Raw genomic sequence first — 16,221 nt, 5'->3', positions numbered from 1 at the left:
GAGTACTCGCGAACAACTTGCAAAACTCGTCATTGCGAGCGAAGCGAAGCAATCCAGGGCTACAAAGAAAGTTGGGATTGCTTCGTCGCTTCGCTCCTCGCAATGACGGAGTCCGAAACTCATTGCGTCGCCCTCAGCAACCAATCTCGCGATATCGCCCATGTCCCCTCCCCGCAAACGCGCTGATGTCCTCCTCGTCGAACGCGGTCTTTTCGAGAGCCGCGCGCGGGCGCAGGCGGCGATCGAGGCGGGACTGGTGTTCGCCAATGACAAGCAGGTGGCCAAGGCGTCGGAGACCGTGCCCGCCGACGCCTCGCTGCAGGCCGAGCCGGCGCATCCCTGGGTGTCGCGCGGCGGCGTCAAGCTTGCGGCTGCGCTGGAGCATTACGGCATCGAGGTCGAGGAGCATGTCTGCCTCGATGTCGGCGCGTCGACCGGCGGCTTCACCGAGGTGCTGCTGGCGCATGGCGCGGCCCTCGTCTTCGCGGTCGATGTCGGCCGTGACCAGTTGCATCCGTCGCTGCGCAATCATTCCAGGATCGTGTCGATGGAGCAGACCGATATCCGCAGCTATGAGGGAAAGCGCCTGCCACAGCGGCCCGATGTGGTCGTGATCGACTGCAGCTTCATCTCGCTCAAATCGGTGTTGCCGGTGGCGCTGTCGCTGGCTGCGTCGCCGATGAGCCTGCTGGCGCTGATCAAGCCGCAATTCGAGGCGCAGGGTAAGCACGGCAAGGGCGGCATCATCAAGGACGCCGCCGTCCACCAGGCGGTCTGCGACGACGTCGCGGCCTTCGCGGCCGCGCTCGGCTGCAGCGACATCGAGATCTTTCCATCCTGCATCAAGGGCGGCGACGGCAACGCCGAATTCTTCCTGGGAGCGCGCCGCCATGGTTGACCGTCTCGTCATCGACCATGTCGGCCATCGTGGCGACGGTGTGTCGCTGTCCTCGGGCGAAACGCTGTACGTGCCTTACACGCTGGCTGGCGAGACCGTCGAGGCCTCGGCCATTCCTGGTCACCCCGACCGTCGCAAGCTGCTGGCAGTGGAGACCCCCAGCGCCGAGCGGATCGCGCCGTTCTGCCCGCATTTCGGCGTCTGCGGCGGCTGCGCCATCCAGCACTGGGCGACGCAGCCCTATCAGCAATGGAAACGCAACATCGTCGTCGAGACCTTGCGCGCAACGAAGGTCGATTGCGAGGTCGCGGATCTGATCGACGCCCACGGCGCCGGCCGGCGCCGCGCCACCTTCCATGCCCGCATGGGCACCCACGATGTCCTCAGGGTCGGCTTCTCGGCGACGGGCAGCCACGACATCGTTCCGATCGACCGCTGCCCGATCCTCGACCCTGCCCTGGATGGCGCGCTGGAAGCCGCATGGGCGTTGGCCGAAGCGCTGAAGCCGACCGGCAAGCCGCTCGACATCCAGGCGACCGCCACCCACAACGGCCTGGACATCGATGTCCGCGGCTCCGGGCCGCTGCCGCCGGCGCGCGTTGCCGCGCTGTCGCGCCTCGCCGAGCAGCACCGCCTGGCGCGGCTGACGCGCCATGGCGAGCTGGTGCTGATGCGCAATGCGCCGACGGTGACCATGGGCACGGCGCAAGTGACCTTGCCGCCGGGCTCGTTCCTGCAGGCCACCGTGCAAGGCGAGGAGACGCTGGCCCGGCTGGTGCTGGAGCGCACGGCCAAGGCCAAGCACGTCGCCGACCTGTTCTGCGGCGTCGGGCCCTTCGCGCTGCGGCTGGCGGCGCGCGCGCGCGTCACCGCGATGGACAATGACGCGGGCTCGATCGCAGCGCTGCAGAAGGCCGCCGGCTGCCCCGGTCTCAAGCCGATCAAGGCCGAGGCCCGCGACCTGTTCCGGCGTCCCTTGATGCCAGCGGAGCTTCGCGACATCGACGCCGTCGTGTTCGACCCGCCGCGCCAGGGCGCGCAGGCGCAGGCCAAGCAGCTCGCAGCCAGCAAGGTGCCGGTGATCGTCGCCGTGTCCTGCAACGTCACGACCTTCGCGCGCGACATGCGCCTGCTGATCGACGGCGGCTACAAGCTTGAGACGGTGGTGCCCGTCGACCAGTTCCGCCACACGCCGCATGTCGAGCTGGTGGCGAGATTGGCGCGGTGAGCTCTCCGCGTCATTGCGAGCGCAGCTCGCAATGACGGATGCGACTCCTACCTCACCACGTTGACCTTCACCGGCGCGACGCCGGTGTTGACCATGCCGAGCGCCTGGGCGGCTGAGTAGGACACGTCGACCACGCGCCCCTGGACGAACGGTCCGCGATCGTTGACGCGCACCACCACCGAACGTCCGGTCTTGACGTTGGTGACCTGCAGACGGGTGCCGAATGGCAGGCTGCGATGCGCCGCCGTCAGCTCGGAGGGATTGAAGCGCTCGCCGCTCGCGGTCTTCTGACCTTCCGAATAGTAGCTGGCGAGACCCGACGACGCCGCGCGTACCGGCGGCGGACTGAGCTCAGCATGCCGCACGCGGACCATCGACTCCGGCGCCTTCTCGGCGCGCTGGATCTGGGGCCGGAATTCGACCGCGGCCGGCCTGGTCGGCGCCGACAGGCGCGCCTGCCGGACCGCCGATGATTGCGCGCAGGCGGCGAGCGACGCCGCGGCGGCCAACACGAGCGCGGCGGTCACCAGCTTGCGGGCGGATCCCGCGATGTCGCCGGGTAGCAATGAGCAGCGCGCGGTGCGCTGCGCGGGACCTGCTGTCCTATCGGTGATACGCATGTTCTGTGCGCCTCTGCCTCACCCGCTTCATGGTCGCGGCCCAATCGCGGCGGCACCGTGGCAAAAGGGAATCCCGCCTATCTGCAACTCCTGGTTTTTGGACCAAGTGTTGCGCCAATGTCACAGATTCGACGAATCGATGACGGAGCGAGGTTTCCCACAGCAGATCGGCTTACCTCAGCAGGCCGCGCAAGAAGAGGTGGCTCATGCAGGACGACCGGATGCTCGCGCGCATCGTCGCCAGCCTCGCCGGATGCCCGGGACTGGGCGCGGTCGCGCTTGGCGGATCGCGCGCGCGGGGCACGGCGCACGCCGCGTCGGACTACGATATCGGGGTGTATGTGGCGCCGGGTCATCGGCTCGACACCGACGCGTTGCGCGAGGCCATAGCGCCGCTGGTCGATGACCCGCAACGAGCCGAGCTGACAGAGGTCGGCGGCTGGGGCCGCTGGATCGTGGGCGGCGGCTGGCTGCGGATCGCGGGCCACAAGGTCGACCTGCTCTATCGCGAGATCGACGCCGTCAGCCGGGTAATCGCCGACTGCATCAACGGGCGGATCGAGATCGATTACCAGCCGGGTCATCCGCACGGCTTCGTCTCGGCGATCTGGATGGGCGAGGTCGCATTGTGCCGCGTCCTGCATGATCCGGCTCAGCTGCTGGCCGGTTTGAAATCACGCTGCTCGCATTATCCGCGCCCGCTGCGCGATGCGCTGCTCGGTCGCTTCCGATGGGAGATCACGTTCAGCATCGACAATGCGGCGCTGGCCATCTCGCGTGGCGATCACACGCACATTGCAGGATGCGCCTATCGCGCGCTCGCCTGCCTTGCGCAGGTGTTGTTTGCCATCAATGCCCGCTACCTGATCAATGAGAAAGCAGCGCTCGCGGAGGCGGCCAGCTTCCCGCTCACCCCTGACCGTCTGCAGGCCCGCGTGCAGTCCGTCTGGCAGGCGATCGGCTGCAGCCAATTCGGCGCTGCGATCGATGTCTTGAAGGCGCTCGACGCCGACCTCACGCAGATCATGCGGCAGGCTTGTGAGAGCGGCTGAAGCTTCGTCCCTGCCCCGTACGTCCTCGCCAAGGGCGCGCGATCGGCTGGATCACCGGCCCCAGCGGTCCTGCCAGATCTTCTCGCCGATCAGGCAGGACACCCGCGGCTCCTTGTTGGCATCGTCGGCGACCGGCACGATCTTGGCCGGCGGCGTCCGTCCGGCCACCTCCATCAGCAGCTTGGTGCGGATGGCCTCCTTGAATTCGTCGCGGCTCTTGATCGTCACCACGAACGAGCCGCGACCACCGGTCACGCAATCCTTGTAGTAGAGGTCGAGGTTCTCAATATCCATCGTCGAATAGGACGGCTCCTTGACCATGATCGGCAGGCCGTTGATCGTGATGCCCTTGGCCACCGCCTCATCGCGCGCCATCGTGACCGGCGAGGGACCATTGTTGTTTGGACCGTCGCCGGAGATGTCAATCACGCGACGCAGGCCGCGATAGGGATTCTCGTCGAACAGCGGCATCGCGAAGTAGATCGCGCCCGAGATCGAGGTGCGCGAGGCCCGGCGGATCGGCGTCTTCATGATCTCGGCGGCGACCGCATCGGCGCTTTCCGGGCCGTCGATCAGCCGCCAGGGAATGATGATCTTCTGATCGCTCGAGGCGGCCCATTCAAAATAGGTCACGGCGATGCGGCCATGCACGCCGTTCTTCAGAGCCTGCAGGAACTCGCGCGAGCTGAGCGCTTGCGCGTAGCCTTCGCGCTGGATCGCGAGCTCGTCCAGATCCATCGAATAGGATACGTCGACGGCGAGGATCAGCTCGACATCGACGGAGGCGTCCTTGTCGCTCAGCTGCTGCGCCGCCTGGGCGCCGGGCGCCGCCGCGACGCTGGCCACGTCGCCGCCGGCCAAGGCGCCCGCCAGACACGCCACCCCGATCGAGATCCACCAGCGCATAAGCTGCCCTCCAATCGCGTCAGATAATGGTGACACGCAATCCGCGGTCAGCAAAGCAGGAACGCACGCCGCCATTCACTTTCCAGTTAGTCCAGGGCGACCTGCCCGGATGTTGGTCAGGCGCGGAGCCGTGCGCCTTGCACGATGACGGCATGCAGCCCGTGGTTTCCCGGAGGGACCGAAGGCTGTATTGTGGCGGCTCCGCCGCATCAGGAACACACGGGCGCGCCGCACATGAACGACGCCGTTACCAAGCCGAAGACGAAGGTCCGCACCAAGGTCGAGCGCCCGCGGCTCTACAAGGTCATCCTGGTCAATGACGACTTCACGCCGCGCGATTTCGTGGTGATGATCCTGAAATCGGAATTCCGCATGACCGAGGACCAGGCCTACAAGGTGATGATCACGGCCCATAAGCTCGGCGTCTGCGTGGTGGCCGTGTTCACCAAGGACGTCGCCGAGACCAAGGCGACGCGCGCGACCGATGCCGGCCGTGCCAAGGGCTATCCACTGTTGTTCACCACCGAGCCTGAGACATAGACCGAAGAACTAATCTTCTTCGCGAAGCCCGAACACGCGCTGCTGCGTCGCGAGGCCCGCGATCGGGAATGCGCCGAGATCGGTCCATGGCTCGGCACAGGCGCCGGCGAACGTCTCCGAGGCGACCACGGTGCGCGCCAGCCGCGCGGCGATCTTCTCCAGCCGGGCCGCGAGATTGACCGCCGGACCGATGCAGGTGAAATCGAGCCGATTGCCGCCGCCGATATTGCCGTACAGCACCTCTCCGACATGCAGCGCCACGCCGAAGCGGAAGCGCTCGCGCGCATCGCCGCTCACGTACTCCAGGGCGTGGACGCGGCTGCGCGCGGCGCGCGCCGCTGCAAGCACGCGGCTGCAGACCTCCGCGGGGTCGCCATCCTGCGCCGCGATCGGAAACACCGCGAGCAGGCCATCGCCCATGAACTTCAGCACCTCGCCGCCCTGCCCGCGGATCGCCTCGACCTGGCAATCGAAATAGAGGTTGAGGATGTCGACCACGGTTTCGGCCGGCAGCCGGTCCGACAACGGCGTGAAGCCGCGCAGGTCGGACAGCCAGATCGCGGCATGCATCGTATCGGTGTGGCCGCGGCGGATCTGGCCACCCAGAATGCGGGCGCCGGCGCTGTTGCCGACATAGGTGTCGAGCAGCATCGAGGCGATGCGGCGCAAGCCGATGATCTCGGTGTAGCGCGACAAAGCCGGGATCACCGCGCGGATCGCCTCGGCCTGCGCCTCGGTGAAGCCGCCGGGCGACCTGGTCGTCCAGCTCGACGCATGCACCTCCCCGTCGAGAAAGATCAGCGGCAGCGCCAGATAGTCGGTGACGCCGTCAGCGTGCAGGTCCATCAGGATCGGGTAGCGCTCGGCCTCCGGCGACTGCGGATTGGCCCGGAACGCCACGCCCTGGCGCACCACCACCGCGAGCGGGCTGTCCCAATAGGTCGGCGAGTCCTGGAAGCCATAATCGACGCTGCCGATCTCGACCTCGCCGCCCTGCCGCCAGACGAAGCTGCGGCCGAAGATCTCCGGATGCAACGTGCGGACGAAAACACCGGCGCGCCACAGCGGAACGCCGAGCGCGACGAGGCGTCCGCAGGCCTCGGACATGGTCTGGCTCGGCTGGTCCGACGACCGGGCGCCGTCGATGAGCCAGTTGATCAGCGCAGTCAGGCTCGATGGGTCCATTGGCAAAGCCTAGGCCAGCGCGCACGCCGACGGTAGTCAGCGGCGCCGTCAGTCTTCAGCCGCGTCTTCAGCCGACTTGGCCGCGATGGCGCAGCAGATGGTCGGCGAGCACGCAGGCCATCATCGCTTCGCCGACCGGCACGGCGCGGATGCCGACGCAGGGGTCGTGACGGCCCTTGGTCAGGATCTCGGTCTCGTGGCCGGCGCGATCGACGGTCTGGCGCGGGGTCAGGATCGACGAGGTCGGCTTGACGGCGAAGCGCACCACGATCGGCTGCCCGGTGGCGATGCCGCCGAGAATGCCGCCGGCATTGTTGGAGAGGAAGCGCGTGCCGTCATTGGCCGAGCGCATCTCGTCGGCGTTCTCCTCGCCGGTCAGTTCGGCCGCAGCAAAACCGGCGCCGATCTCGACGCCCTTGACGGCGTTGATACTCATCATCGCCGCCGCCAGATCCGCGTCGAGCTTGCCGTAGAGCGGCGCGCCGAGTCCCGCCGGCACGCCTTCGGCGGTGATCTCCAGCACCGCGCCGATCGAGGAGCCGGATTTGCGGATGCCGTCGAGATAGTCCTCGAAGAACGCCGCTTTGTCCTTGTCGGGACAGAAGAACGGGTTGCGCGCGATCTCGTCCCAGTCCCACTTGGCGCGGTCGATCTTGTGCGGCCCCATCTGCACCAGCGCGCCGCGCACCTTGACGCCCGCCAGGATCTTGCGCGCGATCGCGCCCGCCGCGACGCGCGTCGCGGTCTCGCGCGCCGAGGAGCGGCCGCCACCGCGATAATCGCGCAGGCCGTATTTGGCCTCATAGGTGAAGTCGGCATGGCCCGGGCGGAACTTGTCCTTGATCTCGGAATAGTCCTTCGAGCGCTGGTCGGTGTTCTCGATCAAGAGCGCAATCGGCGTGCCCGTGGTGACCTGCGCGCCGGTGTCGGGATCGGGCATCACGCCGGACAGGATCTTCACCTGGTCCGGCTCCTGGCGCTGGGTGGTGAAGCGCGACTGGCCGGGCCGGCGGCGGTCGAGATCGACCTGGATCTCCGCAGGCTCCAGCGGAATGCGCGGCGGACAGCCGTCGACCACGCAGCCGATGGCCACGCCATGGCTCTCGCCGAAGGTGGTGACGCGGAACATGTGGCCGAAGGTGTTGAAGGACATGAGTTGATCACCCGATCGGGAAAACCGTCATTCCGGGATGAAGCCCGGGGTCGCGAGAGTCCGGCTTCGCCTCTGCGAGACGCCCCGGACTGACGGGACAAGCTAGCTGAACTTCTCGAAGCCGTCCTCGCCGAACACATACACCGCGCCCTGCTGGATCGGCAGGTCGACGGCGCGGTTCGGCGTTTCGAAGCCGAGCGCGACCATCAGCGCCCGCGCCGTGCCGCCATGGGCGACGGCGACGATATCGCCGGTGAGCTGATCATACCAGTCGCGGACCCGGCGTTCGACATCGGCGTAGGTCTCGCCGCCTTCAGGCGCCAGGGTCCACTTTTCGGTCAGGCGCTTGGCGTAGAAAACCGGATCGGCGGCCTGCATTTCCGGCAGGGTCGCGCCCTCCCATTTGCCATAGCCGATCTCGCGCAGCCGCGCATCGAGCGCGTAATCCTCGACCGGCAGCTGCAAGGTCTCGCGCACCAGCTCCATGGTGGCGCGGGCGCGGCTGAGCGGGCTCGCGACATAAGGCAGCCGCATCGCGTCATGGCCGTTGCGTGCGACCAGCTGGCTCAGGATGTTGCCGGCCTGCACGGCCTGGACCCGGCCGAGCGCGTTGAGCGGAATGTCCTGCGTGCCTTGCAGCCGGCCGAGTGCATTCCATTCCGTCTCGCCGTGGCGGATGTAGTAGATCGTGGGCCGGGGCATTGCGGTTGAAACGCTACTCCTTGGCGCCGACGGAATTGCTGAGCGAGATGTCGGGCGCCTCCGGCCGCTTCATGCCGACGACGTGATAGCCGGAATCGACGTGGTGCACCTCGCCGGTGACGCCGCGCGACAGGTCGGACAAGAGATACAGAGCGCTGTCGCCGACCTCCTCGATGGTCACGGTCCGGCGCAGCGGCGCGTTGTACTCGTTCCACTTCAGAATATAGCGGAAATCGCCGATGCCCGACGCCGCCAGCGTCTTGATGGGGCCTGCGGAGATCGCGTTGACGCGGATGTTCTTCTCGCCGAGATCGGCGGCGAGATAGCGCACGCTCGCCTCCAGCGCCGCCTTGGCGACGCCCATGACGTTGTAGTGCGGCATCCATTTCTCGGCGCCGTAATAGGTCAAGGTGATGATCGAGCCGCCGTCGGTCATCAGCTTCTCGGCGCGCTGCGCGATCGCGGTCAGCGAGTAGCAGCTGATCAGCATGCTCTTGGAGAAATTGTCCTGCGTGGTCTCGATGTAGCGGCCGTCGAGCTGGTCCTTGTCGGAGAAGGCGATCGCGTGCACGACGAAATCGATCTTGCCCCACTTCTCCTTCAGGACATCGAACACCGCATCGATGGTCGTGGGATCCGTGACGTCGCAATGGCCGAGCACGAGGCCGCCGAGGTCGGCGGCGAGCGGCTCGACCCGCTTCTTCAGCGCGTCGCCCTGATAGGTGAGCGCGATCTCAGCACCGGCCGCGCGCGCCGCCTTCGCGATGCCCCAGGCGATCGAGCGGTTGTTGGCTACGCCGAGCACCACTCCGCGCTTGCCCTGCATCAAACCTGAAATCTGCGCCATGCGGCATCCCATCGAACTGATTATTAACTGTGGACGTACACCACCGGTCTGGCCCGGTACAGCCCCATTCCGCCCGCTCTGTGGCAAACTGCAGGCAGGGGTCTGCCCGGACCGGAATAGGCCCGTCACCGCGGTGTTATGGTCGGTGCAAGGGGGTGGTTGCGGCCCACGCCTTGTCCCAGCAGCGAACGGCCGCAGGACATTCCATGAGCGCGTTCCGCCAGAGCGTCGAGGCCATGATTCCGGCACTGCGCCGCTATGCGCGGGCGTTGGCGCGCGACATGGACGCGGCCGACGACCTCGTCCAGGACACTCTGGTGCGGGCGCTGCGGTCGGAACGGCTGTTCCTCGGCGGCGACATCAGGAGCTGGCTGTACACGATCCTGACCAACCTCAACAAGAACCGCCGGCGCTCGCTGGCCCGCAGGCCGCTGCTCATGCCGCTCCACGACGACAATCCCGACGCCAGCGGCACCGAGGCCGAGGGCCGCGATATCGAACGCGCGCTGGCGACGCTCGTCGAGGAACAGCGCGCCGTGCTGCTGCTCGTCGTCCTGGAGGGGATGAGCTATCGCGAGGTGGCCGACATCCAGGGCGTGCCGATCGGGACCGTGATGTCCCGCCTCGCCCGGGCCCGCGCCCATGTCCGCGCCGTGATCGAAGGTGAACGGCCGGCCCTGCGGAGGGTGAAATGAGCCGACGATCCACCGCACAAAAGCCGCGCCGGCGCGCTCGCCTGCCGCGCGCAAGGGCTGTCGCGCCGCGCGACTGCACGATTGCAACGAGATCCAGATCATGACCGATCCGACGATTCCCGTCACCGAGGACGAACTGCACGCCTATGTCGACGATGAGCTGCCGGCCGAACGCCGCGGCGATGTCGAGAGCTGGCTGGCGGCTCACCCGGCCGATGCCGAGCGCGTGGCCGCCTGGCGCCGGATGGCCGAGGCGCTGCACGCCCGCTACGACGCGGTGGCGAACGAGCCGGTGCCGCCGCGCCTCGATCTGGAGCTGCTGGATCGCAAGCCGCGGCGCTGGATCCTCGGCGCGGCCGCGGCCAGCCTCGCCGCTTTCCTGGCCGGCGGCGCGGCCGGCTGGGTCGCGCATGGCGCCGCGTCGCCGCCGGCTCTGTTGCAGAATGTGACCGGAGAGGCGCTCGACGCGCATCGGCTCTACGTCGTCGACGTCCGCCATCCGGTCGAGGTCCCCGGGGACGAGAAGGCCCATCTGCAGCAATGGCTGACGCGGCGCTGTGGCCGGACCGTGCAGGCACCGGAGCTGGAGGCCACGGGACTCAAGCTGGTGGGCGGACGGCTGCTGCCCGGCCCGACCGGCCCGGCCTCGTTCCTGATGTATGAGAGCGCGTCGGGCGAGCGCTTCACCGTCTACGCCACCAAGACCGCGATCGAAGCGGCGCAGATGCGCTATACGACCCAGGACAATGCCGCGGCGCTGTCCTGGGCGGAGCGCGGCGTCGGCTATGTCGTCACCGGAGGAACTGACCGCACCCGTCTCACCCAGGTTGCGCGCCTTGTTTATGACCAGGCTGAACGGTCGGGCGGATAGCGCCCGATGGCGCGGAAGCGGACGAAGCTCACCACGGCCGCGCGCTTTTTCGCTGGGCTTGCAGGCGCTTGAGCCGACCGCCGAGATCGCGGCAGGCGCCGCAAGAGGCCGCGCTTCGGGGCGCCGGACCCGCACGCAAGCGGCGAGACCCCAATTCGGTCACTGAAAATCTGGAATCAGGCCACCACCCGGTCTCAATATCGCGCCAAACATTCACGAAAAAATGAGGAGTGTTCGATCCGCCGATCGACACACCAGCGGCCTCGATCGGGGTTTTGTACCGCGCTGGTCCCCCTTTCGAGGCCGCACTTTCTCCTCATCGCTTCACAGCCCGCCGGCAACGCGCAGCCTCACGAGAGGTTGCTGCGCGGATTGTACGGATGGCGGTCGCGCCACTTGGTCATCAGCGCCTCCAGCTCGGAATCATTGCCGTCCGGCAGCACGATGCGCGTAGTGACGAACAGGTCCCCCATCGAGCCATCGCCCTTGGGCAGGCCCTTGCCCTTGAGCCGGAACGTCCGGCCGCTCGAGGTGTTCTTGGGAATCGACAGTTCGACCGCGCTGCCGAGCGTCGGCGCACGGACCTTGGCGCCCAGCACCGCCTCGTAGAGCGTGATCGGCAAATCCAGCCTGATGTCGCTGCCCTCGACCTTGAAGAAGGGATGCGGCGCAACCTGAATCGTGATCAGGAGGTCGCCGGGCCGGTGTCCCGGCGCGCTCTCGCCCTGCCCCTTCAGCCGGATCTGCTGACCAGCGGTCACGCCGGCGGGGACCTTGACGTTGAGCTCCTTACCCGAAGGCAGCCGCACCCGCTTCTCGCCGCCTTTGACCGACTCCTCGAGCGTCACCGACATCGCCACCTTCAGGTCGAGATCGAGACCGACGCCGCCGGTATCGAACTCGAACGGGCTGCCGCCGCCGGGCCGGGCACCACGAGCGCCCGCGCCGCCGAACATGCTGTTCAGGATGTCCTCGAAGCCGCCGCCGCCGCCAAAGCCGGGACCGCCCCCGCCACTGCGGAAGGTGTAGCTTTCGAAGCCGCCCGGCCCGCCCCGACCGGCACCGCCGCCCGGGAAGCCCTGGAAGCGCGGCTTGCCGTCGGCGTCGATCTCCCCGCGATCGAACTGCTTGCGCTTCTCCTCGTCGCCCAGGATCTCGTTGGCCGAATTGATCTCGGCAAACCTCGCCGATGCCTTCGGATCATCCTTGTTGCTGTCGGGATGGTGCTTCTTGGCGAGCTTGCGATAGGCGCTCTTGATGGCCGCAGCGCTGGCGCTTCGCGGCACCCCCAAGACCTCATAGGGGTCACGCATCCGTCACGTCTCCTTACAGAAAATGAGATATTAACCTATGGGCTCCCCGCCCGCTTTGCATTTCATCTGGTTAGTCCGTTGTATTTTTGCAACGGGTTCCAGAGCCGTTCCCTCAGCTTTGCTGCCAGGGTTTGAGCGTGCGGATGTCCCAGCGCCCCCGCTCGATCCGGCACGCCGAGCCCTGCAGCCAGCGCTCGGTCTTGCCATTGACGTAGCTCGCCAGAAAGTCGCGGCACGTCCGGCCATTGTCGCCGGTATAGGTCTTGGCGATCGGCGTCACCGAGCCGCGGGCCCCGGTCTGCGGGTTTTGCCAGGGCTGGCTGGAGTCCTTGTCGCCCTTGGTCAGCACGTCGGACGCCGCGTTGCGGGCGAAAGCGAGATCGGCTTCGGTCGGCTCGCGCTCCGGCGCCGGCCTGATCGCGCTCGTGATCTCCGCATCCTCCATCTTGGCAAAGGCCGATTCGGGGCGCGACAGGCTGCAGCCACCGCCGGACAGTCCGATGAGAATGAGTGTCAAAGCCGCGCCAGCATGACCAATCGCGGATAGGCCAAGCCGGACCGATGTCCTATATAGGGCCGTAACGACATGGACGTGCGCGCGCCTGGCCGCCGGTGAACGCAAAACTCGGACTCCCCATACTCATGACCGACCCCACCAGCATCAAACACCAGACAACCTTAACATCCGGTACATCGGCCGATTTTACCCAGGCCAGCGAACCGTTTGCCCTGTTTGCCGAGTGGTTCAGCGAGGCCAACAAAAGCGAGCTGAACGATCCGAATGCGATGGCACTGGCGACGGTCGACGACAGCGGGCTGCCCGATGTGCGCATGGTGCTGATGAAGGGCTATGACGAGGACGGCTTCGTGTTCTACAGCCACAAGGCCAGCCAGAAGGGCCAGGAGCTCGCCGGCAATCCGAAGGCCGCGCTGCTGTTTCACTGGAAGTCGCTGCGCCGGCAGGTCCGCATCCGCGGCCTGGTGACGCCGGTGACCGACGAAGAGGCCGACGCCTATTTCGCGACTAGGCCGAAGCAGGCGCAGCTCGGTGCCTGGGCCAGCAAACAGTCGCAGCCGCTGGAAAGCCGATTCGCCTTCGAGCAGGCGATCGCCAAGGTCGCTGCGCAATACATCATCGGCGAAGTGCCGCGGCCGCCGGGGTGGAGCGGCTGGCGCATCACCCCGGTGCGGATGGAGTTCTGGCACGACCGGCCATTCCGTCTGCACGACCGCATCGAATTCCGGCGCGACGCGGCCGGCCAGCCGTGGACAAAGGTGAGGATGTATCCGTAGCGGCGCGTTCAGGCCCGCACGCCCCGGCCCCTGCCAGCAACAATTGCCATCAGAACTCGGTGCGCAGGAATCGCGCACCGAACACCCAACCATTGTGGTAAACTGATCCCGCGTGGATCGTGAAAGACCCTGTTCATGCCGACCTCCTCGTCCAACCAACCGCGGCGCACGATGCTGCTGACCGGCGCCAGCCGCGGCATCGGCCATGCTACCGTGATCCGCTTCTCGTCAGCCGGCTGGCGCGTGCTCACCTGTTCGCGGCATCCCTTCCCGGAGGAATGCCCCTGGGGCGCCGGCCCCGAGGACCATGTCCAGGTCGACCTCTCCGACCCGCAGGACACGCTGCGCGCCATCGCCGAGATCAAGCAGCGGATCGACGGTGGCGAGCTTCACGCTTTGGTCAACAACGCGGCAATCTCACCAAAGGGCGCCGGAGGCGCCCGGCTCGGCACCGTCGACACCGACCTCGACACCTGGAATCACGTTTTCCGTGTCAACTTCTTCGCGCCCATCATGATGGCGCGCGGCCTGATCAACGAGCTCAAGGCGGCCAAGGGCTCGGTGGTCAACGTCACGTCAATCGCCGGCTCGCGGGTGCATCCGTTTGCAGGCGCGGCCTACGCCACCTCCAAGGCGGCGCTGGCGGCGCTGACCCGCGAGATGGCGTCGGATTTCGGCCGCGTCGGCGTGCGCGTCAACTCGATCGCTCCCGGCGAGATCGACACCTCGATCCTGTCGCCCGGCACCGAGAAGATCGTGCAGGAGCAGATCCCGATGCAGCGCCTCGGCACGCCCGACGAAGTGGCCAAGATCATCTATGTGCTCTGCAGCGAGACCAGCTCCTACGTGAACGGGGCCGAGATCCACATCAATGGCGGCCAGCACGTCTGAGGCGAGCCGCCAAGCCGGACCTGAGACCCGGCTCGGACTTGGTTCACGCCGGCTTTCAGCTCACGACGAAACCAGGGTCGACCCGCGAAGTTGCGATTAACGCCGGCTGGATCATGATGCGTTCCACAGAAACGCATCACGGTCCTACTTCTTGTTCGAGCATGATCTTTTCGGAAGATCCGTTTCTTCTTTTCAGAACGACGCTCGGGACGAAAGATGCAAACGATCGCACTACAAACAAATAGCGCCCCCGGAAGGGAGCGCTGTCGATCTTGCATAGCTGATTTCAGATCATCGGCTGCCGTGTCGAATGACCACGCGCGCCGAGCACGTCGGTTCAGCCTTCGCACACCAAGTTGCGGAGAATCTGCGCGGCGCGCCAGCGCAGACGGGCGGATTCGACGTTGAGCGCACTGGAGCAGTCATCATCGCGCTCATCCTCTTCGAGCTCGGCGCCGCAATAACGGCAGGTGCGCGGCGACAGCGCATGAGCCACGACGGTACCGGCGCGGCCGCGCTGATAGCTCGCGAGCTCGACCACGTTGTTTGATGCCGTTATGCGTTTTTCAACCATTGCCGCCTCTTGGCCATGGACGCGATCAACACGCCCCTCAAGCTCTGTCTCGCAGGCCACGCGCCGAAGCGCTCTTTGGTGGTCCTGATGAGCAGGTTTTATCGCAGAGAAGTTTCGATCAAACGTTCAGCGTTCCCCTCAAATTTTACCTGAGGAATTGAGGCGGCTTTGCAGCGGCGTTGCAACGAGCCTAACAAATATTTCCTGCCAATGCCGCGTCCGAATCATGCCGTGCATAGCGGCAAGCCGTCGACGCCGTTCGATGAGCCACGTCACTAACAACTGCCAGCACCGGCGCGCGAGCAGGGCAAGAATTGCCGAGCATGATGCAGCCGCGCCAGTTCAGATCAGACCGCGGTCATGGCGCCGATCTGCAACGCGCTCGGTCAGAGCCACTTCTTCAATTTGAAGATGTAGTACGGCACGATCGCGCAGATCAGCATCAGCACCAGCGCCATCGGATAGCCGTGCGCCCATTCGAGCTCCGGCATACTCTTGAAATTCATGCCGTAGATCGATGCGATCAAGGTGGGCGGCATCAGCACCACGGCCATGACGGAGAACAGCTTGATGATGTTGTTCTGCTCGAGATTGACGACGCCGAGCATTGCATCCAGCACGAAGGTGATCTTGCCGGAGAGATAGGACGCATGATCAGTCAGCGAGGCAACGTCGCGCTGCATGGTCTTGAGCTGCTCGCGCATGTCCTTTGACCATTTCACGCCTTCGACCACCGCCGACAGGAAAGTGACAAGGCGCCCGATGGAGACCAGACTTTCGCGCACCTTCGAGGTGAGGTCTCCCTTGCGGCCGATCGCGATCAGGATCTGCGAATATTGCTTGGCGTGGCCATGCCGCTCATTGTTCGGCTCGAAGATCTCGTGGCTGACCTGATCGATGTCGGCGCCGACCCGCTCGAGGATGTCGGCGCAGCGGTCGATCACCGCATCGAGCAATTCCATCAGCACCATCTCGCCGGTGATCCCCGGCGCGCAGCTGCGGGCGAGCTTGGCCTCGACCACCGCGAACGGCCGCGGCTGGTCATAGCGCACGGTCACCAGGCGGTGCCCTGCCAGGATGAACGTCACCGCCGTGGTCCTCGGCATGTCGGTGTCGGAGTGACACATCAGCGTCGCCGTCATGTAGCGGGCGCCGTTCTCGATATAGAGCCGGCTGGAGATCTCGATCTCCTGCATGTCCTCCCGGGTCGGCACGGCGATTCCAGCCAGTTGCTCGACGGCGCGGTCTTCGGCGCTGCTCGGATTCACCAGGTCGACCCAGACCGCATTGTCGGGCAGAGCCGAGGGATCGGTGACCGCCGCCTTCTTCAGCGAGGACTCGGACGGGACGAACACCGAGAACATGAAGAACTCCGAATCACGAAACGTGGTTTTAGGGGGCTTAGCGGCGGGATGATGCTGCCTTGTGACGCAGCTTGCCGTTACGGTCCATC

General features: G+C 66.1%; 18 protein-coding genes. 8 read left to right on the top strand and 10 right to left on the bottom strand.

Annotated features, from left to right (window positions below; translation table 11 throughout):
* The first annotated feature begins 160 nt into the window (after positions 1–160).
* Positions 161–898, top strand: coding sequence for a TlyA family RNA methyltransferase (locus BBTA_RS11550; RefSeq protein ID WP_012042670.1), 738 nt, complete (start codon positions 161–163; stop codon positions 896–898).
* Positions 891–2,126 (top strand): class I SAM-dependent RNA methyltransferase, encoded by a 1,236-nt coding sequence (locus tag BBTA_RS11545; protein ID WP_012042669.1) that lies wholly within the window; start codon positions 891–893, stop codon positions 2,124–2,126. Before BBTA_RS11550 ends, BBTA_RS11545 begins: the two co-directional genes overlap by 8 nt.
* 47 nt (positions 2,127–2,173) lie before the next feature.
* On the opposite strand, the gene BBTA_RS11540 is transcribed toward BBTA_RS11545, so the two are convergent.
* A complete protein-coding gene (locus BBTA_RS11540; RefSeq protein WP_041750563.1) occupies positions 2,174–2,746 on the bottom strand; it encodes a septal ring lytic transglycosylase RlpA family protein in 573 nt (190 codons plus the stop codon).
* Positions 2,747–2,952: 206 nt separating this feature from the next.
* On the opposite strand from BBTA_RS11540, the gene BBTA_RS11535 reads away from it, so the two are divergent.
* A complete protein-coding gene (locus BBTA_RS11535) occupies positions 2,953–3,798 on the top strand; it encodes a nucleotidyltransferase domain-containing protein (protein ID WP_012042667.1) in 846 nt (281 codons plus the stop codon).
* 51 nt (positions 3,799–3,849) lie between these two features.
* Here BBTA_RS11535 and BBTA_RS11530 read toward each other — a convergent pair whose 3' ends face one another.
* On the bottom strand, positions 3,850–4,704 hold the full coding sequence (locus BBTA_RS11530) for a DUF1194 domain-containing protein (protein WP_012042666.1): 855 nt from the start codon (positions 4,702–4,704) through the stop codon (positions 3,850–3,852).
* A gap of 234 nt (positions 4,705–4,938) precedes the next feature.
* On the opposite strand from BBTA_RS11530, the gene clpS reads away from it, so the two are divergent.
* Positions 4,939–5,244: an ATP-dependent Clp protease adapter ClpS gene (gene clpS, locus BBTA_RS11525; RefSeq protein WP_041750562.1), complete on the top strand. Its 306-nt coding sequence runs from the start codon at positions 4,939–4,941 to the stop codon at positions 5,242–5,244.
* Positions 5,245–5,253: 9 nt separating this feature from the next.
* On the opposite strand, the gene BBTA_RS11520 is transcribed toward clpS, so the two are convergent.
* The 4 genes from BBTA_RS11520 to fabI form a co-directional block, all read right to left on the bottom strand.
* The gene (locus BBTA_RS11520; protein ID WP_012042664.1) at positions 5,254–6,429 is read right to left on the bottom strand and encodes an adenylate/guanylate cyclase domain-containing protein; all 1,176 of its coding nucleotides are present in this window, start codon (positions 6,427–6,429) and stop codon (positions 5,254–5,256) included.
* Between the two features lie 67 nt (positions 6,430–6,496).
* The gene (gene aroC, locus BBTA_RS11515) at positions 6,497–7,582 is read right to left on the bottom strand and encodes a chorismate synthase (RefSeq protein WP_012042663.1); all 1,086 of its coding nucleotides are present in this window, start codon (positions 7,580–7,582) and stop codon (positions 6,497–6,499) included.
* 102 nt (positions 7,583–7,684) lie between these two features.
* Positions 7,685–8,284: a histidine phosphatase family protein gene (locus tag BBTA_RS11510; protein ID WP_012042662.1), complete on the bottom strand. Its 600-nt coding sequence runs from the start codon at positions 8,282–8,284 to the stop codon at positions 7,685–7,687.
* Between the two features lie 13 nt (positions 8,285–8,297).
* Complete coding sequence (gene fabI / locus BBTA_RS11505) at positions 8,298–9,131, bottom strand: enoyl-ACP reductase FabI (RefSeq protein WP_012042661.1); 834 nt, start codon at positions 9,129–9,131, stop codon at positions 8,298–8,300.
* Positions 9,132–9,337: 206 nt separating this feature from the next.
* Here fabI and BBTA_RS11500 point away from each other — a divergent pair, with 206 nt between their 5' ends.
* Positions 9,338–9,826, top strand: coding sequence for a sigma-70 family RNA polymerase sigma factor (locus tag BBTA_RS11500; RefSeq protein WP_012042660.1), 489 nt, complete (start codon positions 9,338–9,340; stop codon positions 9,824–9,826).
* 100 nt (positions 9,827–9,926) lie between these two features.
* The gene (locus tag BBTA_RS11495) at positions 9,927–10,697 is read left to right on the top strand and encodes an anti-sigma factor (RefSeq protein ID WP_012042659.1); all 771 of its coding nucleotides are present in this window, start codon (positions 9,927–9,929) and stop codon (positions 10,695–10,697) included.
* 350 nt (positions 10,698–11,047) lie between these two features.
* Here the strand turns inward: BBTA_RS11495 and BBTA_RS11490 are convergent, their stop codons facing one another.
* Both BBTA_RS11490 and BBTA_RS11485 read right to left on the bottom strand, forming a co-directional pair.
* Positions 11,048–12,010, bottom strand: a complete 963-nt coding sequence (locus BBTA_RS11490; protein ID WP_012042658.1) for a DnaJ C-terminal domain-containing protein — start codon at positions 12,008–12,010, stop codon at positions 11,048–11,050.
* A 112-nt stretch (positions 12,011–12,122) separates the two neighbouring features.
* Positions 12,123–12,527 carry an RT0821/Lpp0805 family surface protein gene (locus BBTA_RS11485; RefSeq protein WP_012042657.1) on the bottom strand — a complete coding sequence of 135 codons (405 nt, stop codon included), beginning with the start codon at positions 12,525–12,527 and terminating at the stop codon, positions 12,123–12,125.
* Between the two features lie 125 nt (positions 12,528–12,652).
* On the opposite strand from BBTA_RS11485, the gene pdxH reads away from it, so the two are divergent.
* Positions 12,653–13,303, top strand: coding sequence for a pyridoxamine 5'-phosphate oxidase (pdxH, locus tag BBTA_RS11480; RefSeq protein WP_012042656.1), 651 nt, complete (start codon positions 12,653–12,655; stop codon positions 13,301–13,303).
* A 135-nt stretch (positions 13,304–13,438) separates the two neighbouring features.
* Positions 13,439–14,194: an SDR family NAD(P)-dependent oxidoreductase gene (locus BBTA_RS11475; RefSeq protein ID WP_012042655.1), complete on the top strand. Its 756-nt coding sequence runs from the start codon at positions 13,439–13,441 to the stop codon at positions 14,192–14,194.
* A 337-nt stretch (positions 14,195–14,531) separates the two neighbouring features.
* On the opposite strand, the gene BBTA_RS11470 is transcribed toward BBTA_RS11475, so the two are convergent.
* Together BBTA_RS11470 and BBTA_RS11465 are read right to left on the bottom strand one after the other, a co-directional pair.
* A complete protein-coding gene (locus BBTA_RS11470; RefSeq protein ID WP_244424405.1) occupies positions 14,532–14,828 on the bottom strand; it encodes a hypothetical protein in 297 nt (98 codons plus the stop codon).
* A 326-nt stretch (positions 14,829–15,154) separates the two neighbouring features.
* Entirely contained in the window at positions 15,155–16,132 is a 978-nt protein-coding gene (locus tag BBTA_RS11465; RefSeq protein ID WP_012042653.1) for a magnesium transporter CorA family protein, read from the bottom strand.
* Between the last annotated feature and the right edge of the window lie 89 nt (positions 16,133–16,221).

This window comes from Bradyrhizobium sp. BTAi1, assembly GCF_000015165.1.
GTDB classification, from domain to species: domain Bacteria; phylum Pseudomonadota; class Alphaproteobacteria; order Rhizobiales; family Xanthobacteraceae; genus Bradyrhizobium; species Bradyrhizobium denitrificans.
The sequence above is the reverse complement of the archived record's forward strand: the minus strand, read 5'-3'. Positions and strand labels throughout refer to the sequence as shown.